Origin of the sequence: Micromonospora sp. NPDC049903, assembly GCF_044460945.1 — a bacterium.
GTDB lineage: Bacteria > Actinomycetota > Actinomycetes > Mycobacteriales > Micromonosporaceae > Micromonospora.
In genome coordinates this window covers 225,101-246,377 of record NZ_JBITKL010000001.1, presented here as the reverse complement: position 1 = coordinate 246,377, position 21,277 = coordinate 225,101, and the positions used below count along the sequence as shown (strand labels likewise).

19 protein-coding genes, 1 tRNA gene and 1 other RNA gene are annotated in these 21,277 nt (G+C 70.9%); 15 read left to right on the top strand and 6 right to left on the bottom strand.

Annotation, left to right across the window (positions count from 1 at the left end):
- Positions 1-21 precede the first annotated feature (21 nt).
- The gene (gene secA / locus ACIBO1_RS01120; protein WP_396740453.1) at positions 22-2,949 is read left to right on the top strand and encodes a preprotein translocase subunit SecA; all 2,928 of its coding nucleotides are present in this window, start codon (positions 22-24) and stop codon (positions 2,947-2,949) included.
- A gap of 116 nt (positions 2,950-3,065) precedes the next feature.
- Here secA and ACIBO1_RS01115 read toward each other — a convergent pair whose 3' ends face one another.
- Both ACIBO1_RS01115 and ACIBO1_RS01110 read right to left on the bottom strand, forming a co-directional pair.
- The gene (locus ACIBO1_RS01115; RefSeq protein ID WP_396740451.1) at positions 3,066-3,728 is read right to left on the bottom strand and encodes an Rv3235 family protein; all 663 of its coding nucleotides are present in this window, start codon (positions 3,726-3,728) and stop codon (positions 3,066-3,068) included.
- Positions 3,729-3,851: 123 nt separating this feature from the next.
- On the bottom strand, positions 3,852-4,079 hold the full coding sequence (locus ACIBO1_RS01110; RefSeq protein WP_396740449.1) for a helix-turn-helix domain-containing protein: 228 nt from the start codon (positions 4,077-4,079) through the stop codon (positions 3,852-3,854).
- A gap of 205 nt (positions 4,080-4,284) precedes the next feature.
- Here ACIBO1_RS01110 and ACIBO1_RS01105 point away from each other — a divergent pair, with 205 nt between their 5' ends.
- The gene (locus ACIBO1_RS01105; protein WP_396740447.1) at positions 4,285-4,803 is read left to right on the top strand and encodes a DUF6912 family protein; all 519 of its coding nucleotides are present in this window, start codon (positions 4,285-4,287) and stop codon (positions 4,801-4,803) included.
- Positions 4,804-4,816: 13 nt separating this feature from the next.
- On the opposite strand, the gene ACIBO1_RS01100 is transcribed toward ACIBO1_RS01105, so the two are convergent.
- Entirely contained in the window at positions 4,817-5,854 is a 1,038-nt protein-coding gene (locus ACIBO1_RS01100; protein ID WP_396740446.1) for a hypothetical protein, read from the bottom strand.
- 331 nt (positions 5,855-6,185) lie between these two features.
- Here ACIBO1_RS01100 and pruA point away from each other — a divergent pair, with 331 nt between their 5' ends.
- From pruA to ACIBO1_RS01060, 8 genes are all read left to right on the top strand, one after another.
- A complete protein-coding gene (gene pruA, locus ACIBO1_RS01095) occupies positions 6,186-7,814 on the top strand; it encodes an L-glutamate gamma-semialdehyde dehydrogenase (protein WP_396740444.1) in 1,629 nt (542 codons plus the stop codon).
- 217 nt (positions 7,815-8,031) lie between these two features.
- A complete protein-coding gene (locus ACIBO1_RS01090; protein ID WP_350698870.1) occupies positions 8,032-8,547 on the top strand; it encodes a PadR family transcriptional regulator in 516 nt (171 codons plus the stop codon).
- A gap of 217 nt (positions 8,548-8,764) precedes the next feature.
- Positions 8,765-9,886: a peptide chain release factor 2 gene (gene prfB, locus ACIBO1_RS01085; RefSeq protein WP_350698871.1), complete on the top strand. Its 1,122-nt coding sequence runs from the start codon at positions 8,765-8,767 to the stop codon at positions 9,884-9,886.
- A gap of 118 nt (positions 9,887-10,004) precedes the next feature.
- Positions 10,005-10,685 carry a cell division ATP-binding protein FtsE gene (ftsE, locus tag ACIBO1_RS01080; protein WP_117229384.1) on the top strand — a complete coding sequence of 227 codons (681 nt, stop codon included), beginning with the start codon at positions 10,005-10,007 and terminating at the stop codon, positions 10,683-10,685.
- 68 nt (positions 10,686-10,753) lie between these two features.
- Positions 10,754-11,629 carry a permease-like cell division protein FtsX gene (gene ftsX / locus ACIBO1_RS01075; protein ID WP_396740441.1) on the top strand — a complete coding sequence of 292 codons (876 nt, stop codon included), beginning with the start codon at positions 10,754-10,756 and terminating at the stop codon, positions 11,627-11,629.
- 134 nt (positions 11,630-11,763) lie between these two features.
- Positions 11,764-12,243, top strand: a complete 480-nt coding sequence (smpB, locus tag ACIBO1_RS01070; protein WP_350698875.1) for an SsrA-binding protein SmpB — start codon at positions 11,764-11,766, stop codon at positions 12,241-12,243.
- 107 nt (positions 12,244-12,350) lie between these two features.
- Positions 12,351-12,726: a transfer-messenger RNA gene (ssrA, locus tag ACIBO1_RS01065) on the top strand.
- Positions 12,727-12,820: 94 nt separating this feature from the next.
- Complete coding sequence (locus tag ACIBO1_RS01060) at positions 12,821-13,789, top strand: hypothetical protein (RefSeq protein WP_396740439.1); 969 nt, start codon at positions 12,821-12,823, stop codon at positions 13,787-13,789.
- A 55-nt stretch (positions 13,790-13,844) separates the two neighbouring features.
- On the opposite strand, the gene mdlC is transcribed toward ACIBO1_RS01060, so the two are convergent.
- Positions 13,845-15,440, bottom strand: coding sequence for a benzoylformate decarboxylase (mdlC, locus tag ACIBO1_RS01055; protein ID WP_396740437.1), 1,596 nt, complete (start codon positions 15,438-15,440; stop codon positions 13,845-13,847).
- Positions 15,441-15,711: 271 nt separating this feature from the next.
- Here mdlC and ACIBO1_RS01050 point away from each other — a divergent pair, with 271 nt between their 5' ends.
- Both ACIBO1_RS01050 and ACIBO1_RS01045 read left to right on the top strand, forming a co-directional pair.
- Complete coding sequence (locus ACIBO1_RS01050; protein ID WP_131053527.1) at positions 15,712-16,302, top strand: YqgE/AlgH family protein; 591 nt, start codon at positions 15,712-15,714, stop codon at positions 16,300-16,302.
- Between the two features lie 100 nt (positions 16,303-16,402).
- Positions 16,403-16,475: transfer RNA gene (locus ACIBO1_RS01045), tRNA-Ala, on the top strand.
- Between the two features lie 123 nt (positions 16,476-16,598).
- Here ACIBO1_RS01045 and ACIBO1_RS01040 read toward each other — a convergent pair.
- Complete coding sequence (locus tag ACIBO1_RS01040) at positions 16,599-17,006, bottom strand: VOC family protein (protein WP_396740436.1); 408 nt, start codon at positions 17,004-17,006, stop codon at positions 16,599-16,601.
- 74 nt (positions 17,007-17,080) lie between these two features.
- Here ACIBO1_RS01040 and ACIBO1_RS01035 point away from each other — a divergent pair, with 74 nt between their 5' ends.
- From ACIBO1_RS01035 to ACIBO1_RS01025, 3 genes are all read left to right on the top strand, one after another.
- Complete coding sequence (locus ACIBO1_RS01035) at positions 17,081-17,659, top strand: TetR family transcriptional regulator (protein WP_396740434.1); 579 nt, start codon at positions 17,081-17,083, stop codon at positions 17,657-17,659.
- Positions 17,660-17,810: 151 nt separating this feature from the next.
- Complete coding sequence (locus tag ACIBO1_RS01030) at positions 17,811-18,641, top strand: aspartate/glutamate racemase family protein (RefSeq protein WP_396740432.1); 831 nt, start codon at positions 17,811-17,813, stop codon at positions 18,639-18,641.
- The gene (locus ACIBO1_RS01025) at positions 18,611-19,753 is read left to right on the top strand and encodes an NAD(P)H-dependent flavin oxidoreductase (protein WP_396740430.1); all 1,143 of its coding nucleotides are present in this window, start codon (positions 18,611-18,613) and stop codon (positions 19,751-19,753) included. The genes ACIBO1_RS01030 and ACIBO1_RS01025 overlap by 31 nt, the downstream gene beginning before the upstream one ends.
- 53 nt (positions 19,754-19,806) lie before the next feature.
- On the opposite strand, the gene ACIBO1_RS01020 is transcribed toward ACIBO1_RS01025, so the two are convergent.
- Positions 19,807-21,030, bottom strand: coding sequence for an MFS transporter (locus ACIBO1_RS01020; protein ID WP_396740429.1), 1,224 nt, complete (start codon positions 21,028-21,030; stop codon positions 19,807-19,809).
- Positions 21,031-21,277 lie beyond the last annotated feature (247 nt).

Below are 21,277 nucleotides of genomic sequence, written 5' to 3'. Positions count from 1 at the left end.
TGTCTAGGGGAGAGTTGATCCGTGTCGATTCTGGAAAAGGTCCTCCGCGCGGGCGAGGGGCGCATGGTGCGCCGCCTCAAGGCGATCGCCGCCGCCGTCAACTCGATCGAGGACGACTACGTCAACCTCACCGACGAAGAGCTGAGCGGCATGACCGAGCAGTTCAGGGAGCGGCTCGCCGAGGGCGAGACCCTGGACGACCTGCTGCCCGAGGCCTTCGCGGTCTGCCGGGAGGCGGCGGCGCGCGTGCTCGGCCAGCGGCCGTACGACGTGCAGGTGATGGGTGGCGCGGCGCTGCACTTCGGCAACATCGCGGAGATGAAGACCGGTGAGGGCAAGACCCTGACCTCGGTGATGCCGGTCTATCTGAACGCGCTGTCCGGCGAGGGCGTGCACGTGGTCACGGTGAACGACTACCTGGCCCAGCGTGACGCCGCCTGGATGGGCCGGGTGCACGAGTTCCTCGGCCTCAGCGTCGGTGTGGTGCTGCCGAACCGTCCGGCCACCGAGCACCGCGCGGCCTACGAGTGCGACATCACCTACGGCACGAACAACGAATTCGGCTTCGACTACCTGCGCGACAACATGGCGTGGTCGAAGGACGAGCTGGTCCAGCGCGGCCACAACTTCGCCGTGGTCGACGAGGTCGACTCCATCCTGATCGACGAGGCCCGGACCCCGCTGATCATCTCCGGCCCGGCCGAGCACTCCGCCCGCTGGTACGGCGAGTTCGCCGCCGTGGTGGCCCGCCTCCAGGCAGGCAAGGACGGCGAGGGCGACTACGAGGTCGACTTCTCCAAGCGCACCATCGCGGTCACCGAGCGTGGTGTGGCCAAGGTCGAGGATCGGCTCGGCATCGACAACCTCTACGAGTCGGTGAACACCCCGCTGGTCGGCTACCTGAACAACGCCATCAAGGCCAAGGAGCTCTACAAGCGCGACAAGGACTACATCGTCAGCGACGGCGAGGTCCTGATCGTCGACGAGTTCACCGGCCGCATCCTGCACGGCCGTCGCTACAACGAGGGCATGCACCAGGCGATCGAGGCCAAGGAGGGGGTGGAGATCAAGCAGGAGAACCAGACCCTGGCCACCATCACCCTCCAGAACTACTTCCGCCTCTACGACAAGCTCTCCGGCATGACCGGTACGGCGCAGACCGAGGCGGGCGAGTTCAACAAGGTCTACAAGGTCGGCGTGGTGACCATCCCGACCCACCGGCCGATGGTCCGGGAGGACCGCGCCGACGTCATCTACAAGACCGAGAAGGCCAAGTTCAACGCGGTCATCGAGGACATCGCCGAGCGGCACCAGGCCGGGCAGCCGGTGCTGGTCGGCACCGTCTCGGTGGAGAACTCCGAGATCCTGTCCCAGTTGCTGCGCCGCCGGGGCATCCCGCACTCGGTGTTGAACGCGAAGTTCCACGCCCGCGAGGCCGAGATCGTCGCCCAGGCCGGTCGTAAGGGTGCGGTCACGGTCGCCACCAACATGGCCGGTCGAGGCACGGACATCCTGCTCGGCGGCAACCCCGAGTTCCTCGCCGCGAGCGAGCTGCGCCAGCGCGGCCTCGACCCGATGGAGAACGCCGAGGAGTACGACAAGGCGCTCGAAGAGGTCACGCCGAAGTGGAAGCAGGCCTGTGACGCGGAGGCCGATGAGGTCGCCGCGGCCGGTGGGCTCTACGTGCTGGGCACCGAGCGGCACGAGTCCCGCCGGATCGACAACCAGCTGCGTGGTCGTTCCGGCCGGCAGGGCGACCCGGGTGAATCGCGGTTCTATCTCTCCCTCCAGGACGACCTGATGAAGCGGTTCCGCTCCGGCGCGGTCGAGGCGGTGATGGAGCGCTTCAACATCCCGGAGGACGTGCCCATCGAGTCGAAGATGGTCACCCGCCAGATCAAGGGCGCGCAGGCCCAGATCGAGGGCCAGAACGCCGAGATCCGTAAGAACGTCCTCAAATACGACGAGGTCATGAACAAGCAGCGCCAGGTGATCTACGCCGAGCGGCTGCGCGTACTCAACGGCGAGGACCTTTCCGACCAGGTCCGCAACATGATCAACAGCGTGGTCGAGGAGTACGTGCGGGGGGCCACCTCCGAGGGGTACGCCGAGGACTGGGACCTGGACCAGCTCTGGACCAACCTCAAGCAGCTCTACCCGGTCGGCATCACCATCGAGGACATCGAGGAGGAGGCCGGCGGCTCGCGCGCCAGCATCGACGCCGACTTCCTGGTCGCACAGTTCAGGGACGACGCGAACGCCGCGTACGACCGGCGTGAGGAGCAGCTCGGTGCCGAGGGCACCCGGCAGCTCGAGCGGATGGTGCTGCTCCAGGTCATCGACCGCAAGTGGCGTGAGCACCTCTACGAGATGGACTACCTCCAGGAGGGCATCTCGCTGCGCGCCTACGCCCAGCGTGACCCGGTGGTGGAGTACCAGCGCGAGGGCTTCGCCATGTTCACCACCATGATGGAAGGCATCAAGGAGGAGACGGTCGGTTTCCTCTACAACCTGGACGTCCAGGTCAACGAGCCGGAGCCGGAGGCCGAGGAGGTCCAGCTGCTGGACAAGCCGGTGGAGGTCCGGGCCAAGGGCCTGGGTCGGGCACCGCAGCAGCAGGGCCTGCAGTACTCCGCGCCGACCATCGACGGGGAGGCCGGGTCCGGTGCGGTCGCCGTGCAGCGCGACGACCAGCGTGCCCCCGCCCTCGGCATCGGTGGCCCGGAGCCGGCGGCTCCGGCGGCACCGGGTCGGACGGCTCCCTCGGCCCCGCAGCGCTCGGCCACCAACCGGGGCGCCGGTGTGGCCGCCAGCACGGCCCGCCAGTCGGCGCCGACCGGGCAGGCGGGTGCCGGCAACGGGCCGTCCCGTAACGCGCCGTGCCCCTGCGGCTCGGGTCGCAAGTACAAGCGCTGCCACGGTGCCCCCGGGGGCGGCTCGGCGGACTGACGCCGCAGTCGGCGGGCCTACCGGTCCCGCCACGACGGGTTCTCGACGGAGCCGTGGTCCTTGGTGGCCACGGCTCCGTCGCGTCTCCGGAGCGTTAGTGCTCCGACCGAGGGCGCTCAGAGGACGCGGAGGTCGGTGCAGAGCCAGGTGCCGCGCCGGTGTTCCAGGCGGAGCGCCATCGCCCAGGTGCGGCCGGCGGCCGCGGTGAGCACCACGGCGACCTCGATGGCGGCCGGACGCGGCTCGCAGACACGCAGTCGACGCAGCCGGAGCCCGGGACGGGTGGACCTGCGGCGGGCCGGGGCCGGTGCGCCTCGGGCGGCGGCCCTGGCCAACTCGGGCAGCAGGTGGGCGGCGCGGGCCGGATCGAGGTGACGCCGCAACTGCACCGGCGGCCGGAAGCCGTTGAACACCTCCAGGCAGGTCGCCACGAAGCGGTGTGCCACCCGGGTGGCCGCCGGTGTGGCGGTGACCAGGGCGTCGGGCGGCAGTCGTCGGGAGCGGTCGGCCCCCGGCCCGGACGGTGCCGGATGGGTGTGCGGCCCGGGTTCGCCGACCCGTGGCACGGTGCCGAGGACGGGGCGTCGGGTGGGCGGCCGGTCGGGTTCGCGCCGGACGGACCACGGCGCGGCATCGGCGAAGAGGTCGAGAGCGAGCTGGCCGTGCACCGGGACGGGCCAGCCGGTGGCGTCCTCGTCCAGGAACGGCGGGTCGAACGCGGGGGCGGGCCGTAGCCGCACGGGAGGACGGGACGGCCCGGGTCGCCGGAGGTCGGTCATCGCACTGCGCCTCGCCTCGGGGATGTCAGCGGTCTTTGATTGCGTTTACCTTCGTTTACCTTCGACAGACTCCATCTTCGGACATGGATCAGGGTCGGTCAATGGCGCGGCGGAATCGGGTGGCTACTCGGGGTCGCGGTCGGTGAGCGGGTTGCCCCGGATCCACTCGGCGGTCTCCGCGTACTTGCGCTGGATGTACTCCTCCAGCCGGGCGCGCTCGACGCGCCACTGGCCCCGGCCGCCGATCTTGATGGCGGGTAGCTCGCCGCTGCGTACCATGTGGTAGACCTGCGAGTCCGACACGTTCAGCTCGGTGGCCACGTCGGACAGGAGCAGGAACCTCGGCTCCACGGAGACTCCCCGGGTTGGCGTCGTTTGCCTCAGTTTGCCATTGTCTACCTGGTCCAGCCCAGCCGCTGCGCCGTGCGTCGGCGCGGCGACTCGGACACACCCGACCGGCGCGAAACTTCCACCGGAGCGGGTCCGGGGTGTATGACGGTCTGGGCGTACGGCGAGACCGGCGGGGGCCGGTTCACGAGAGCGGGGGAGACCACCGGTGACCGACGAGCTAGTGCGGGTCTACGTGCCGGCGACCGTACCGATGCTGGCCAGGCTCTCCGAGGACGGCCTCGGGGTGGCGCAGGCGCACGCGGTGACGCCGATGCTGCGCGAGTGGTACGCCGAGGGCGACGAGGAGGAGTTGGAGTACGTCGCCTTCACCCGGGCCGCCCAGGACGCCCTGCAACTGATCCGTCACGACCCCGCCGCCCCGCGTCGCCGGGTGGTGGTCTCGGCGGACCTGCCCGCACGGGCGGTCGGGCGCGGTGACGGCGAACTCGGGTCCAGCGTGGTCGAGGTGGGTGGCGTGGTGCCGGCCGCCGCGGTGGCGGCCATCCACGTGGACGGCGCTGACGCCGCCACGGACGTCGCCGCCGCCGCGCAGGTGGTGGCGGAGGCGCTGGCCGGTGACCCGGACGCGCAGTTCACCGTCGACAGCGCCGAGGACCACGAACTCGAGTGGTACGACCCGAGCGAACTGGAAGTGCTGCTGCGCGCGACCGCCGACGAGAGCTGAGCCGGCGCGGCTCTCAGCGGCCGGCGGTGGTCGATCCGTCGGCGGCGGTGGCCTCGGTGTCGCTTCCCGGCTCGTCGTCGTCCGAGGCCGGGCCGAGCGTGCGGCCGAACGCGACCAGCGCGGTCAGCGCGCCGACGAACAGCACCCAGATGCCGTTGTCCACCCGGGAGGTGCCGAGCGAGGTCTGCGCCACCGCGTCCGCCTCGCTGAGCGCGGCGGCCAGGTCGATCAACGAGCGCCCGCCGATGCGGATGATCACCTCGGCGAGCAGCAGCAGGAGCCCGGGGCCGGCCCCGGCGACGAGGTACGCCGGCCAGCGCGGCCCGGTGACCGCCTGGTCGACCCGGGCGGCCCGCCGCCGGGCCCAGGCGAGATAGCCGAAGGCCAGGGCGCCGGCGATCAGCCCGGCGAGCAGCGACTCGGTCCGGGAGACCCAGGCGGCCGCGTCGATCAGCGACTGCTGGCTGTCGCCCGCGCCGAACAGGTTGAACAGCGGGTCCCGGGCCGCGCTGAAGGCGACCACGAACAGCAGCGTGCCGAGCGTGGCGGAGGCGACCGCGCCGACGACCGCGCCGTTGCGCGCACCCGCCAGCGCGCCACCGATGACCGCCGCGGCGGCCGTGGTGCTCGCGATCGTGCGGGTGGTGGTGTTGCCGACGTAGGTCTGGTCGATCACGAGTGCGGCGGCGATCCCGACCAGCAGGCCGGCTCCGACCGCCACCGCGAATCGCAGGGTCACCCGGTCCCGGTGGCGGGTCGCCGGCTCGGCGGCGGCCAGCCCGACCGCGGCACCGGCCACCAGGGCGGCCGAGATCACCCCGGGGAGCGCGAACGCCGACAGGCTGACCGCGGTGACGCCGGCGGTGGCCGAACTGATCGCCTCCCGGGTGGACCAGAGCATGGCGGCCAGCCAGCCCATCGCCAGCAGCGCCAGCACCGGGGAGCCCGGGGCGCGCAGGGGCCGACCGGCGAGGGTGCCGGTGGCCGCCGGGTCGCCGGTCTCGGCCCGATCGGGCTGCGCAGCGGTCGAACCGCCGGGCTGGTCGCTCATCGTCTCCCCTTCACCGCCGGGCCCGACGACCTGGCCCGGGTACGTCACCGGCAACCCAGCGTACGCGTCCCGCCCGGATGCTGGCCCGAACCCCGAGCGCCACCTGCGCAACCTGCTTTCCTTCGGCTGTACGCCCCATCCGGGTACGAATCCATGTCGGGAGAGTGAAGATGCCTCGCGATCGACGGCCATCCGGCGGTCGGGATGTGATCGACGGGCGGTGGGCGTGGGAGGATTGGCCGAGGTCCCGCCACCGTGGGACGGTTTCGTCACCGCACCCCGCCACCGCGGGACGGTTTCGCCACTGCCGTCGAGATCGCCAGGAGCCCTGATGGACGCCGTGTTCTCCGTACCCGAGCCACACAACGAGCCGGTACGCGCCTACGAGCCGGGCAGCACCGAACGGGAACGGCTCCAGCGGCGGCTCACCGAACTGGCCGCCGAGCGGATCGACCTGCCGATGACCATCGCGGGCACGCAGCGGATGGCCGGCGGCGAGGCGATCGACGTGGTGCAGCCGCACCGGCACGCGCACGTGCTCGGGGTGACCGGGCACGCCACCCGGGACGACGCGCGGGCCGCCGTCACGGCGGCCAAGGAGGCTGCGCCCGGCTGGCGCGCCCTGCCCTTCGAGGAGCGCGCGGCGGTCTTCCTCCGCGCCGCCGAGCTGCTCTCCGGTCCGTGGCGCGACACGCTCAACGCGGCCACCATGCTCGGTCAGTCGAAGACCGCCGTGCAGGCCGAGATCGACGCGGCCTGCGAGTTCATCGACTTCCTGCGGTTCAACGTGCACTTCGCCCGCAAGCTGCTGGCCGAGCAGCCGATGTCCTCACCCGGGGTGTGGAACCGGTTCGACCACCGGCCGCTGGAGGGCTTCGTCTACGCGGTCACCCCGTTCAACTTCACCGCGATCGCCGGGAACCTGCCCTCGGCGCCGGCCCTGCTCGGCAACACGGTGGTCTGGAAGCCGGGCCCGACGCAGCAGTTCGCGGCGCACTTCACCATGCGGCTCTTCGAGGCGGCCGGGCTGCCGCCCGGCGTGATCAACATGGTCACCGGTCGGGGCGAGGAGGTCTCCGACGTGGTGCTGGCCGACCCCGACCTGGCCGGCATCCACTTCACCGGCTCCACGAAGGTGTTCCAGCACCTGTGGCGCACGGTCGGGGAGAACATCGCCACCTACCGCGGCTACCCGAGGCTGGTCGGTGAGACCGGCGGCAAGGACTTCGTGGTGGCGCACACCAGCGCCGACGTCGACGCCCTGCACACCGCGCTGATCCGGGGCGCCTTCGAGTACCAGGGCCAGAAGTGCTCGGCCGCCTCCCGGGCGTACGTGCCGCGGTCGATCTGGGAGGGTGGCCTGCGCGACCGGCTGGCCGCCACCGCGGACGGGCTGGCCTACGGCGACGTCACCGACTTCCGCAACTTCGGCGGCGCGGTCATCGACGACAAGGCGTTCACCCGGCACACCGCCGCGCTGGACCTGATCTCCGGCGACGACAGTTGCCGGGTCGTCGCGGGCGGTACCGCCGACGACTCGGTCGGCTGGTTCGTCCGCCCGACGATCTTCGAGTGCGGCGATCCCGCCCACGAGACCTTCACCACCGAGTACTTCGGCCCGATCCTCGGCGTGCACGTCTTCGACGACGCCCGCTTCGACGACGTGGTCACCCAGGCCGAGTCGATCGCCCCGTACGCCCTGACCGGGGCGGTCTTCGCCACCGACCGCCGGGTGGTCGAGGCGGTGGCCGAGCGGATGCGGTACGCGGCCGGCAACTTCTATGTCAACGACAAGCCGACTGGCGCGGTGGTCGGGCAGCAGCCCTTCGGCGGTGCCCGGGCCAGCGGCACCAACGACAAGGCGGGCTCCTGGCACAACCTGGTCCGCTGGACGTCGCCCCGGACGATCAAGGAGACCTTCGTCCCGCCGACCGACCACACCTACCCCCACATGGGCTGAGACATGTAAGGAAGGGTCCCCTCCTAACGCCTCGTGCATAGGAGGGGACCCTTCCTAACGTTCGGCCGGTCGCCGGGGGCGGGGAGGGTCGGAACGGTGCAGGTGGGGGCGGCTATGGGGGACCGTCGTGCGCCGACAGTGCACATAGGAAACCCCAATGGGTGGCGAAACGGTGAAATCCTGGACGCCGGCTCAGCAAAGTGGCAGCGTAAGCGGCATGGCGGAATCCGGAGTCAACCCCACGGCGGCGGCCCTACTCGGGCTGCTCCACGAGGGCCCCATGACAGGTGGCCAGTTGATGGCCGCCGCCGAGCGCCGACTGGCGCCGTACTGGTCGATGACCCGCAGCCAGGTCTACCGGGAGTTGCCGGTGCTGGCCGAGCGGGGTTTCGTCCGGCTGGGCAAACCCGGGCCGCGGATGAGTCAACCGTACGCGATCACGGCCTCCGGCAAGCGGACATTCTCCCGCTGGCTCGCGGAGGACCCCGGGCGGGACACCATCCGCAACCCAATCGCCCTGCGCATCGCCTTCGGGCAGTTGCACTCGTCGAGCCAGCTCAAGAACCTCCAGGCAGCGGCCAACGAGTACCACACCGAGGCCCTGGCCCGGGTTCGTGAGCAGGTCAAGAGCGCCAAGAAGGAAGGCGACAACTTCGACGCCAGCGCGTTGGAGTTCGCCGTGGCGTACCACAAGGCCGCTCTGAGCTGGCTCAAGAGCGCCCCCGTCGGCTGACCGCGCGCACGCGCCGGCCTCCGGTCTCCTCGCCCGAGCGGGAGGTATTTGGCTCGGGACTGCGGAGCTCGCAAGCTCACTCCTCGCCCGAGCGGGAGGTATTTGGCTCGGGACTGCGGGGCTCGCAAGCTCACTCCTCGCCCGAGCGGGAGGTATTTGGCTCGGGACTGCGGGGCTCGCAAGCTCACTCCTCGCCCGAGCAGTAGTCTTGTCTGTCGTGACCGCTGCCGACTACGCCGAACAGCTCAAGGACCTCGACGCCACCCTGCGCAACATCGAGGCGGTGCTCGACCTCGATCGCCTGCGTGCGGACAAGGCCCGCCTGGAGCAGGAGGCGTCCGCCCCGGACCTGTGGGACGACCAGGCCCGGGCGCAGCAGGTGACCTCCCAGCTCTCCTACGTCAACGGGGAGATCGAGAAGCTCGGCAGCCTGCGCGCGCGGATCGACGACGCGAACGTGCTGCTGGAGCTCGCCGAGGCCGAGTCCGACTCCGGGGTGCTCACCGAGGTCGAGACGGAGATCGCCGGGCTGGGCAAGGCCATCCAGGAGATGGAGGTCCGCACCCTGCTCTCCGGCGAGTACGACTCCCGGGAGGCGCTGGTGGCCATCCGCGCCGGCGCCGGTGGTGTGGACGCGGCGGACTTCGCCGAGATGCTGCTGCGGATGTACCTGCGCTGGGCCGAGCGGCACGGCTACCCGACGGAGGTCTACGAGACCTCCTACGCCGAGGAGGCGGGCCTCAAGTCGGCCACCTTCACGGTGAAGGTGCCCTACGCGTACGGCACGCTCAGCGTGGAGTCCGGCACCCACCGGCTGGTGCGGATCAGCCCCTTCGACAACCAGGGCCGGCGGCAGACCAGCTTCGCCGGGGTCGAGGTGCTGCCGGTGGTGGAGCAGACCGACCACATCGACATCCCCGAGAACGAGATGCGGATCGACGTCTACCGGTCGTCCGGACCGGGTGGACAGAGCGTCAACACCACCGACTCCGCGGTGCGGATCACGCACATCCCGACCGGCATCGTGGTGACCTGCCAGAACGAGAAGTCGCAGCTACAGAACAAGGCCTCGGCGTTGCGGGTGCTCCAGGCTCGACTGTTGGAGCGTAAGCGCCAGGAGGAGCAGGCCAAGCTCCAGGGCCTGAAGACCGACGCGGCGGGCTCCTGGGGCGACCAGATGCGCTCGTACGTTCTGCACCCTTATCAGATGGTGAAGGATCTGCGTACCGAGCAGGAGACCGGCAACCCGAGCTCGGTCTTCGACGGTGAGCTGGACTCCTTCATCGAGGCGGGCATCCGCTGGCGTAAGCAGCAGCAACTGGCTGGCGACAGTGCGTGACCGATCGTGGGCGGACTGCAGCATCGATCTCCACCTGACGTGCTGATTAGATGACATGGCCCGCAACGGCGGGGCGTGGGACTTGGCACAACAGTTACACCGCGTAGACTCACCACCCGTGATTCAGCTTGAGCAAGTGACGAAGACGTACCCGAAGGCGTCGCGGCCTTCGCTCGACAACGTGTCCGTGTCGATCGACAAGGGCGAGTTCGTCTTCTTCATCGGCCCATCCGGCTCCGGCAAGTCCACGATCATCAAGATGCTGCTGCACGAGGTTGCCCCCAACAAGGGCCGTGTCGTGGTGAACGGCAAGGACGTCACGTCGATGCGGTCCTGGAAGCGCCCGCACTTCCGCCGCTCGATCGGCTGCGTCTTCCAGGACTTCCGACTGCTGCCGAACCGCACCGCGTACGAGAACGTGGCCTTCGCGCTCGAGGTGATCGGCAAGACCAAGGCGGTGGCCCGCCGGGTCGTGCCGGAGGTTCTGGAACTGGTCGGCCTCGGCGGCAAGGAGCACCGCTACCCGCACGAGCTCTCCGGTGGTGAGCAGCAGCGTGTGGCGGTCGCGCGGGCGTTCGTGAACCGCCCGCTGATCCTGCTGGCGGACGAGCCGACCGGAAACCTGGACCCGGACACCTCCATCGAGATCATGCGCCTGCTGGACCGGATCAACCGCACCGGCACGACCGTCGTGATGGTCACGCACGACTCCAACATCGTGAACCAGATGCGGCGCCGCGTCATCGAGATCGAGAGTGGGCGCATCGTTCGCGACCAGGCCCGCGGCGTCTACGGGTGACGAGCGCAACCCACCGCACCCCGATCTGACGACGAACACCTCACGCCGGAGAGCCGGAGGAAATCCCGATGCGGATGAAATACGTCCTGTCCGAGGTACTGGTCGGACTGTGGCGCAACGTGACCATGACCATCGCGATGATCATCACGATGGGGGTCTCGCTGACCATGCTCGGCGCCAGCGGCCTGATCTACACCAAGGTCGCCGACATGAAGCAGTTGTACTTCGAGAACATCGAGGTCTCGATCTTCCTCGAGGCCGACGTCACCGACGAGCAGCGGACCGCGATCGCCGGCCAGTTGGACGCCGACCCGCTGATCTCGCAGGTCACCTACGTCAACAAGGACGAGGCGTTCCAGCGTTTCCAGGAGATGTTCCGCGACTCGCCGGACCTGCTCAGCGCGGTCAAGGCCGACCAGCTTCCCGAGTCGTACCGGCTGAGGCTGGTGGACCCGGAGCAGTACCGGACCATCGCCGACCAGTACACCGGAACCGCGGGCGTCGACCAGGTCGTCGACCAGAGTCAGGTGCTCGACAAGATCTTCAACCTCTTCACCGCCGGGCAGAACATCGCACTCGTCGCCGCCATCGCGATGGCCGTGGCGGCACTGCTGCTCGTGGCCAACACGATCCAGGTGGCGGCGTACAGCAAGCGGCGTGAGGTCGCGGTCATGAAGCTGGTCGGTGCCTCCAACTGGTTCATCCAGGCACCGTTCGTGCTGGAGGCGGTGGTCGCGGGTCTGATCGGCTCGGTCCTCGGCCTCGGGGCGCTGGTCGCGTTGAAGGTGTTCCTGTTCGACGGCGCGCTCAGTGCTCTCCAGGGACTCTTCGCGCCGGTGAGTTGGGGCGAGATCCTGCTGACCTTCCCGGTGATGGCCGGTGTCGGTGGTCTGATCAGCGCGGTCACCGCCTGGGTCACCCTGCGCTTCTACCTGCGGGTCTAAGGCCAGCCTCGGCAGGGCCCGTCGGCGTCGGAATAAACGGCGCGGGCGGGCCCTTGTCGTTCGGGTAGCATGATCTCCGCTCTGCGGCGGGCCGCGTCGCCGGTCGGGGGCGTTGACGAGAGAGGGGGCCGCCGATGCCACGGGAAAAGGGGCGCAAGGTCGTCGCCTCCAACAAGAAGGCCCGGCACGACTACGCCATCCTCGACACGTACGAGGCGGGCATGGCGTTGACCGGGACCGAGGTGAAGTCGCTGCGGGCCGGGCGGGCGTCGCTGGTCGACGCGTTCGCCCAGGAACGCGACGGCGAGATGTACCTGCACGGCATGCACATCCCCGAGTACGCCCAGGGAACCTGGACCAACCACGAGCCCCGGCGGACCCGCAAGCTGCTGCTCAAGCGGCTGGAGATCGACCGGCTGATCGGCAAGATCCGGGAGAGCGGTCTGACCCTGGTGCCGTTGCAGGTCTACTTCTCCGACGGCTGGGCCAAGGTGGAGATCGGCCTCGCCAAGGGCAAGAAGGCGTACGACAAGCGCCAGGACCTCGCCAAGCGGGACGCGGACCGGGAGATCGCGCGGGCCGTCGGTCGGCGTGGTAAAGGAATGGATAGCTGATTTGTCCGGATCATCCGGTTCCTGGTCGGTCGACCCGGGCTCGGGATGAATCCGGTTGCGGCAGGCGTTAGGCTTGTCGGAGTCGCCGGAGTCCGGCGGCACGTCGAGGGGGTGACTGGTTTCGACTTCGTGTGTTGCGGCAGGGGAAGCGAGCCGAGGAAGCCGACGTCGTCTCGAGAATCGTTCGTCGGAAACCAATAAGCGCCAAGAACAATCGCGCTGACTTCGCTCTCGCCGCCTGAGGCGAGTAGTGAGTCTGTCGGCCTGGGAGCGCCTTCGACCCAGATAGCCGGCATCAGCTAGAAGGCTGGCCAACCGGACCCGGTCGCGGGGTCCGTGCGGCGAGATCAATCAGCGACTGGGCCCGTCACACCGACTCGCTCGCGTGATCGGAGGGGCCGAGTAGAGGCACAGCGAGCTGCGCTCGGAGAAGCCCTGACAAGGCAGCGAAGGACCCGGGTTCGATTCCCGGCACCTCCACCCCCGTACTACGCGCCCCGGTCATCACGACCGGGGCGCGCAGTCGTTCCCGCCCCGGTTGCGGAACCCCGTCGGGCGCTGACCCGTCGAACCCGGTATGCGCCGATCAGTCGCCCTGTTGGGCCTGCCCCTGATGATGATCGTGGCCGGGTGCGCCCCGGTGGGCACCGAGCCGGACGAGTCCGGTGCCGCGTCCGGCCCCTCGGGCGGCCCGGAGGACCGACAGGGGGCGTTCACGCAGCGGGCGGCGGCAGTGGCGCAGGCGTGGCAGCCCGACGATGCCTGGACCACGCGCTACGTACCCCTGCAGGAACCCACCGTGCTCGTCGGCGAACCCGACTTCACCCCGCAGACCAAGACCGCCTTCCAGGCCGGGTGGTACCGCGCCACTGTGGACCTGCCCGACCGCAGGCCGGCCGAGGGGACCGTACGCTTCCCGGACGGGACGGCGCGGGTGCCGCTGGTCAGCGCGGCGCAGGCGTACCGCGACCTGCGCCAGGGCGACCCCGGCGCCTGCCCCGGGCCGACGGAGCCCGCCATCCCACCGGCGCCCGCGCCGGGTGGTGGACCGGACGGCGCGGTCGGCAGCCGGCCGCAGGGTGACTGCGTCGCGCTCACCGTCACCAAGGTCGAACTGGGCACCGCACCGGTGCACACCACCCGGGGAGCGGCGCAGGTGCCGGCCTGGCTGTTCACTGTGCCGGAGATCGGCGCGGTGGTGGCCCGGGTCGCGGTCGCGCCCGAGGCGGTCGCCACCCCGCCCGCGCCGGTGCCGCCGTCCGAGACGCCCGAACCGGGCCTGGTGGGCGCGCAGGACATCGAGGCGGTTGAGGGGACGACGCTGCGCTACCGGCTCGGGGTGGGCAGCTGCGACACCGAGATCACTCCGCTGGTCTGGGAACAGGACCACGTGATCGTGGTCGGCGGCACGGTCGTGCCGCCGACCGAGGGCTGCGACGAGATGCTCAACCTGCACCCGGCCGAGGTGACGCTGAAGGCCCCGGTGGGCGCGCGCCCCGTCCTGGACGTGCTCAGCGGTTCCCCGCTCCGCGTCGCCGCCGGCTGAGATGTAAGGAGGGGTCCCCTGCTATGCACGAGGCGTTAGTAGGGGACCCCTCCTTTCACAAGATCGGGGGGATGTCGGTGCGGATGGGGACGGGCAGCACGGTCGGGCCGTCGGCGCGCAGCGCGGTGCCGAGGGCCGCGCCGAGGCCGTCCGGGGTGTCGACCACGGTGGCGGCGCAGCCGTAGCCCCGCGCGATCGCGGCGATGTCCAACCCGGGCAGGTCCAGTCCGGGTACGCCGGGCGTCTGCTTGAGGTCGGCGAACGCCTTGAGGATGGCGTACTGCTGGTTCACCGGCACCACGACGGCCAGCGGCAGCCGCAGCTGGGCGGCGGTCCACAGCGCCTGCACCGAGTAGTGGAACGAGCCGTCACCGATCACCGCGACCACTGGTCGGTGTCGGCCGGTGTCGCGTTGCGCCAGCGCGATGCCGACCGCCGCCGGCAGCCCGTAGCCGAGCCCGCCGCTGGCCATGGTGAAGTACGACCCGGGTCGGGTGAACCGCAGCCGCCGCCGCAGCGCGGCCAGGTTCGACGGGGACTCCTGCACCAGCACCCCGTCCTCGGGCCAGTGCGCGGCCAGTGCGGCGAAGAGGGCGTCGGCGCTGAGCGGGACGCCGTCCGCCACCGCCGGGGACTCGGCGCGGGCCGGCGGCGCGGGCCGGTCGGCGGGCGGCACCCGGTCGGCCAGCGCGGCGAGGGCGAGCCCGGCGTCGCCGAGCAGGCTGTCACCGACCGGGGCCCGGGCCGCCTCCTCCGGGTCGTCGGTGACGTGCAGCAGGCGTACGCCGTCGGGCAGCGTCTCGCCCGGTATGTGCGGGTAGTAGCGGAACACCGGGGCGCCGACCACCAGCACCGTGTCGTGGCCGCGGAGGCGCTCGGCCAGCGGGGCGATCGCGAAGGGCAGTACACCCTGGAAGTACGGGTGGTCCTCGGGGAAGGCGGTCCGTTCCGGTGCGGGCGCGGTCCAGACCGGGGCGGCCAGCCGCTCGGCCAGGGCGATCGCGTGCTCCCACGCTCCGGCGCGGTCCACCGCCGCGCCGAGCACGATCGCCGGTGACCGGCTGCCGGCCAACGCCGTGGCGAACTCGGCGAGCCGGTGCGGGTCGGGAGCGAACCGGGTGGCCACCGTCCGGGCCTGCGGCGGAGGGTCCGCGGGCTGGGCCCAGTCGTCCAGCGGCAGGGAGAGGAAGACCGGCCCGGCGGGCGGCTGGACGGCGGTGGCGTACGCGCGCATCAGCGCCGCCGGTACGTCCTGCGCGCGGACCGGTTCGTGGGCCCACTTGACGTACGGCTGGGGCAGCTCGGTGGGGTGCCGGGCGGCGAGCCGGGGTTCGAGCAGCAGCATCTCGCGGGTCTGCTGGCCGGCGGTGACGATCAGCGGGGTGCGGTTGTGCCAGGCGGTGACGATGTTGCCCATGGCGTTGCCGGTGCCCGGCGCGGTGTGCAGGTTGACGTGGGCGGGGCCGCCGGTGGCCTGTGCGTACCCGTCGGCCATGCCCACCGCCGACGCCTCCTGAAGGGCCAGCACGTAGTGGAAGTCGGCGGGGAAGTCCTGGAGGAAGGGCTCCTCGGTGGAACCGGGATTGCCGAAGACGGTGGTCATGCCGAGGGCGCGGAGCAGCTCGTAGGTGGTGTCCCGGACCGTTGCCATCGTCTTCGAATCTATCCGGGCGACCAGGTTGTCCAGGGCTTTTCGCATCTGCTCGGCGGCCCGTTCCGCTCGCCGACCCGGCGCTCGGCCCGGTTTCGCCGCAACCGGTCGGCACCGGTGTCGATCACCCGACGATCAGACCTTCGCGACCGCCGTGGACGCAGGCTATGGTGCCAGGCATGGCAAAGACAGCGGGGATGGTGCCGATCGGGACCACCGTCCCGATGTGTGATCGCTTCCGCCGTCCGGTACACGGTTGACGGGTGCGGTGATGCAGGGAGAGGGGCAGGCGATCGGCGGACGGGCGACGGAGTCGATGGCGGGCAAGCTGATGGTGGCGACGCCGGCGCTGAAGGACCCGAACTTCGACCGCACAGTCGTGTTGCTGGTCGCGCACGAACCCGGCGGCGCGCTCGGCGTGGTGCTCAACCGGGCGACCGAGGTGGCGGTGGCCGACGTGCTGCGCGACTGGGGCGACCTGGCCCGCCATCCGGCGGTGTTGTTCGAGGGTGGCCCGGTGCAGCCCGACTCGGCGATCTGCCTCGCCCGGATGCGGCAGCCGGTCCGTCGGCTCAAGGGCTTCCACCAGGTCTCCGGAGCGGTCGGCACCCTCGACCTCTCGGTCGACCCGCAGCGGCTGCGGGAGAGCGTGGAGAGCATCCGGGTCTTCGCCGGATACGCGGGCTGGGGCGCGGGACAGTTGGAGCAGGAGATCGAGGACGGCTCCTGGTTCGTGCTGGACGCGTTGCCCGGCGACGCGTTCGTCGACCGCCCGGACGACCTGTGGCCGATGGTGCTGCGACGGCAAGGCGGCATGATGGCCGCGGTCGCGCACTTCCCGCCGGACGTGGCACTGAACTGAGGGCCGCGATGCCGTCTCGCGGGGGACCCCCGCGAGATGACCATGCCGGCGAGCGTGTGTATAGTTCTCCCAGTGCCCGGGCGACCGGGTGCGACAGCAAGGGGCCGTGGCGCAGCTGGTAGCGCACCACACTGGCAGTGTGGGGGTCAGGGGTTCGAGTCCCCTCGGCTCCACCGAACGCACCATGTGCGAACCGGTGGTTTTCCTCGTGAATGCCCCCGCCCGGTTGGGCGGGGGCATCAGTGTGTCACCCGGAACACGCCGGCACCGGGCTGCGGGGATTGGAGCCGTCCGGGTCACGTCTGGCGGTAGGCGTCCTGGTATTCGCCCCGGGGTGGGATCGGTTGGATCACGTCCAACAGCACCCCGTCGGGTGCGGCGACGATGAAGTGCCGCTGCCCGAAGTCCTCGTCGCGGATCGCCAGCACCGGCGTCAATCCGGCCTCGTCGGTCAACCGGGCATGGACCGCGTCGACGTCGTCGACCTCGAGGTTGACGATCACCCCGCGCGGCAGCTTCCGGTATCCGTCGGGGATGGTGGGGTGATCGTGGGCGAGGATCGCCAGCTCGAACGTGCCCAGGCGCAGGCTGACGTACCAGTCGGACTCGTAGGTCGACTCGAAGCCGAGCGTGCGCCGGTAGAAGCCGGCTGCGGCGGCCACGTCCTGTGACGTCAGGACCGGGTAGAAACTGGTGACGGTCATCGAGCGCTCCTTTACGTACACTGTGCATGTATCGCCGTTCACTATACATACTCTGCGTACGTAAAGGAAGATCCATGCCTCGCGCCACTGCGGCTGCCGCCGCCCGGACCGCCCAGCAGGTCCTCGATTCGGCGATCGACCTCTTCGCCGCCGAGGGGTTCGCCGACGTCACGCTCGATGACGTCGCGCGATCCGCAGGAGTGACGCGGGGCGCGGTCTATCACCACTACCGGAACAAGCCGGGGCTGTTCCGGGCCGCCGTGGCGCAGCTCCAGGCGCACGTGGCCGCCGGCGTGGTGGAGGCGGCCGGCCGGGCCGGTGGCGATCCCGGTGAGCGACTGCGGGCCGGCTCGCATGCGTTCCTCGACGCGATCACCGCCCCGCCCGTCGTCCGCATCCTGCTCGTCGACGGCCCGGCCGTGCTGGGGTGGGAGCACTGGCGCCTGCTCGACGCGGAGCACTCCGCCGCTCACCTGAGTGAGGCTCTCGGTGCGGTGGGCGTGCCGGACGGACTCCTCGACGCGTTGACGGCGCAGTTGTCCGGGGCGATGAACGAAGCCGCGCTCTGGATCGCGCGACACGACGACGCCTCGGCAGCGCGCGAACAGGCGCACTCGGCCCTCGACCGACTCCTGGCCGCCGTGCTCGCCTGAGGGTGCACGACAGTCCGGGTCGCCAGGGGGGTCGAGAAGCAGACCTTTCGGAAGTGTGGCCAGATAGATCTCTCAGCTGTTGGGTTGATGGTCCATGTGCATCGTTGACACTCTCGCTTTATATAAGTCAGACTTTTAGCGGGAGGTCGACATGAGTGAGCCTCGACGGCTGGCGGTCATCAACTCCGACGCGAAACGAGCCCCGGTGCTGCCCGATCCACCCGGTCTCGTCACCGACCTGGTGGACCCGCGACTGCGCCGGTTCGCCCGCACCAAATACGATCATCTGCTCACCGAACTGGGCACAGTGGACGCCGCCGAGGCGGCCATCGCCGCCGGATGCGACGCGGTCTACATCGACACCTTCGCCGACTACGGGATGGCGCAACTGCGCGCCGCCGCACCCGTACCGGTCGTCGGGGCGGGTGAGGCCGTACTGGCCTGGGCGGCGCAGGCCGGTCGCCGTTTCAGCATCGTCACCGTCTGGCCGGTGTCGATGGACTACATCTACGCCGATCGGCTCGCCGCCTGCCCGGGTGGCGAACTCGCCGTCGGGGTGCACTACCTCTCCGACGAGTCGGAGCTGGACCGGGTCGGCACCGACGCCGGGGTCAAGGCGCGGATGGGCCGGGGCGAGGACGACGTCGTCGCCGCCATCACCCGGGCCTGTCTGGACGCCGCGCAGCGCGACGGGACCGACCTGATCCTGTTCGGCTGCACCTGTATGACGCCGGTGTCGGCGGAGGTGGCCCGGCGTGCCGGCATCGAGATCGTCGACCCGTCGGTGATCGGGTTGCGCGCGGGGCACGCGGCGGCACTCGGCCCACGCCCGGAGCCGCCGGTCGCCGCGCAGCGACTCGGGGCGGTGACGCAACTGGTCGACGCCTACCTCGGTGTCGGCGACGGGTCCGCCGGGGCGAGCTGCGGCGTCGACGCCGACGGCTGTGAGGTGTGCGCGGTGACCGCCGGGCCGTCGTCGTGACCCCGCTGTGCCGCCGACTCGGGGTCGACCTGCCGGTGCTGGCGTTCAGCCACTGTCGGGACGTGGTCGCGGCGGTCAGCCGGGCGGGTGGGTTGGGTGTACTCGGGGCCGCCTCGATGACCCCGGAGGACCTCGACCGGGACCTCACCTGGCTGGACCGGGAGTGCGCCGGGCGGCCGTACGGCGTGGATCTGCTCTTTCCGGCGAAGTCGGCCGGCGACGACCCGGCGGAGCTGGCCGGTCGGATCCCGGCAGACCACCGGGCGTTCGTGGACGCGCTACGGACCCGGTGGGGCGTGCCGGTGCGCCGCAGCGAGCCCGGCCACAACCGGCTCGGCGGAATGCCGACCGAGATCGACCACCTGATGACCCACGTCAACGCGCATGCCCTCTGGGAGGTCGCCCGGGCGCATCCGATCCGCCTGGTGGCCAGCGCTCTCGGCCCGCCGCCGGCCGAGGTGCGTGCCGAGACGATCCGACGCGGCATGCTGCTCGCCGGTCTGGTCGGCGATCCGCGGCACGTGCGCCACCAACTGGCCGCCGGGGTGGACGTGCTGGTGGCGCAGGGCTACGAGGCGGCCGGGCACACCGGTGACATCACCACGATGGTGCTGGTGCCGCAGGTGGTGGCCGTCGCCGGTGACGTACCGGTGGTCGCCGCCGGTGGGATCGCCACCGGTCGGCAGGTGGTCGCGGCCCTCGCGTTGGGCGCGCAGGCGGTCTGGACCGGATCGGTCTGGCTGGCCACCGCCGAGAGCGACCTCGACCCGGTGGTCAAGGAGAAGATCGTCGCGGCGGCGGCGACCGACACCGAGAAGACCACCTCGTACACCGGCAAGCCGACCCGGCAGCTCACCACCGTGTGGACCCAGGCGTGGCGGACGCCGGAGGCACCGCCGTCCTTGCCGTCGCCGGTGCAGCAGGTGTTGGCGCGGGACACCGTGGTCAGCGCGTTCGAGCACCAGGTGACCCCGGTGATGGGTTCGGCGGCCGGGCAGGCCGTCGGCCTGGTGACCGGGACCCGCTCGGTCGCCGCCGTCCTGGACGACCTGCGGATGCAGATGGCCGACGCGGTCGAGGCGGTGACGAGGCTGACCGACGACGCGGGCTGACCGACGAGGCCGTCCGGCCGGCAGGTCGGGCGGCCCGGTCGGGAACGCCGTGGTCACCGCGCCGACCGTCGGTCGCGGCGCGCCTGCACGGCCACCGCGACCAGGGTGTACGCCGCCAGTGTCGTGATGCCGCCGGTCGCCACCGTCATCACCGTGGTCAGCGCGACACCGCCCAGCGCGAGCCCACCGAGCAGCGAGGTGCCGCCCAGGGTGGCGAACGCGGCGACCATCCAGGCGGCGAAGACCTCGGCGCGGCGGTGCGTCGGCGCCCAGTCGCCGATCAGCCGGGTCGCGCCGAGCAGCACCAGTCCGCCGCCGGTGCCGACCAGCACCGTGCCGGCGATCGTCACCGCTCCGCTGGCCAGGTGCAGGGCGGCGGTGGTGGTGCCGGCACCGGCGGCGATGACCAGGACGCCGAGGCCGACGGAGCGGGCCGCCGGCACCCGGTTCGCCGCGAGCTGGGCGAGCAGGGTCATGGTGACCAGCAGGGTGAGCAGCCCGCCGGTGCCGCCGGCGGTGCTGATGCCGGCCCCCTCGGTGAGGATGCGCGCGCCGAACGTGCCGAACAGGGCCATGCAGCTGTTGAGCGTCATCAGCGAGCAGGTCGCGATGCTGAACGGCAGCAGGATCGCCCGGGGGACGCGGACCGTGCGGACCAGCCGGACCCGGCCCGCCGTCCGGCGGTCGGCCGGTGCCCGGAGCAGCAGCACCAACGGCACCAGCGCGACCGCGCCGATCACGACGTACGGCAGCACCAGCGGGTACGCGGTGTGGTCGGCGAGGAGTCCGGCGACCAACGGTCCGAAGCCCATGCCGAGGGTGGTGCAGACCGCGTGGGTGAGGCTGCCGGCCCGGGTGCCCCGAGGGTGGAAGTCCAGCAGCGCGGCGGCCGTGGTGGCACTGACCATGCCGGTCGCCATGCCCTGCACGAACCGCCCGGCGACCAGCATCGGCAGGGTCGTGGCGGCAGCGGTCACCAGGCAGGCGAGCAGCACCAGCGCGACACCGAGCAGCATGGTGACGCGTCGGCCGATCAGGTCGGAGAGCCCGCCGAGCAGCGTGACCACGACGATCACGCCGACCGGGTACCCGGCGAAGGCCAGGCTGATCTGCGCCGGGTCGAGGTCCCACCGTTGCGCGTAGACCGCGAACAGCGGGGACGCGGCGAAACTGCCGAGCACCGCCACCAGGACCAGCGCGCCGGAGGCGGCGGCCATCACCACCGAGGGGCGGTACGCCGGGACGTCGGGCGTGCCGGCGGTGGTGCCGTCGCGCACCTCAGTGGCTCCGGGGCAGAGAGGTAGACACTAGGACACCGCCTTCCGTCAAAAGTCTGAGGAATTAACAGCGGCAGTGTCAAGGTCTTGCCAGACCCGGCCCTCGGCCTGCACAGTGTGCACCTGAGCTGCTCAGGTGGACATTGCGAGGCGGAACCGACGGGGCACTTCGCGACGCGCCATCGTCATCTTCTCGGTTAACACCTGACATATGCGTTTTGGAACCTGGAGAGCACCCCACACCCGG

Bases quoted from the DNA above. Each gene is read 5' to 3' on its own strand.
- ACIBO1_RS01115 (WP_396740451.1), bottom strand. From the start codon at position 3,728: ATGACCGACCTCCGGCGACCCGGGCCGTCCCGTCCTCCCGTGCGGCTA.
- ACIBO1_RS01100 (WP_396740446.1), bottom strand. From the start codon at position 5,854: ATGAGCGACCAGCCCGGCGGTTCGACCGCTGCGCAGCCCGATCGGGCC.
- pruA (WP_396740444.1), top strand. From the start codon at position 6,186: ATGGACGCCGTGTTCTCCGTACCCGAGCCACACAACGAGCCGGTACGC.
- ACIBO1_RS01090 (WP_350698870.1), top strand. From the start codon at position 8,032: ATGGCGGAATCCGGAGTCAACCCCACGGCGGCGGCCCTACTCGGGCTG.
- ftsX (WP_396740441.1), top strand. From the start codon at position 10,754: ATGCGGATGAAATACGTCCTGTCCGAGGTACTGGTCGGACTGTGGCGC.
- smpB (WP_350698875.1), top strand. From the start codon at position 11,764: ATGCCACGGGAAAAGGGGCGCAAGGTCGTCGCCTCCAACAAGAAGGCC.
- ACIBO1_RS01060 (WP_396740439.1), top strand. From the start codon at position 12,821: ATGCGCCGATCAGTCGCCCTGTTGGGCCTGCCCCTGATGATGATCGTG.
- mdlC (WP_396740437.1), bottom strand. From the start codon at position 15,440: ATGGCAACGGTCCGGGACACCACCTACGAGCTGCTCCGCGCCCTCGGC.
- ACIBO1_RS01050 (WP_131053527.1), top strand. From the start codon at position 15,712: ATGCAGGGAGAGGGGCAGGCGATCGGCGGACGGGCGACGGAGTCGATG.
- ACIBO1_RS01040 (WP_396740436.1), bottom strand. From the start codon at position 17,006: ATGACCGTCACCAGTTTCTACCCGGTCCTGACGTCACAGGACGTGGCC.
- ACIBO1_RS01035 (WP_396740434.1), top strand. From the start codon at position 17,081: ATGCCTCGCGCCACTGCGGCTGCCGCCGCCCGGACCGCCCAGCAGGTC.
- ACIBO1_RS01030 (WP_396740432.1), top strand. From the start codon at position 17,811: ATGAGTGAGCCTCGACGGCTGGCGGTCATCAACTCCGACGCGAAACGA.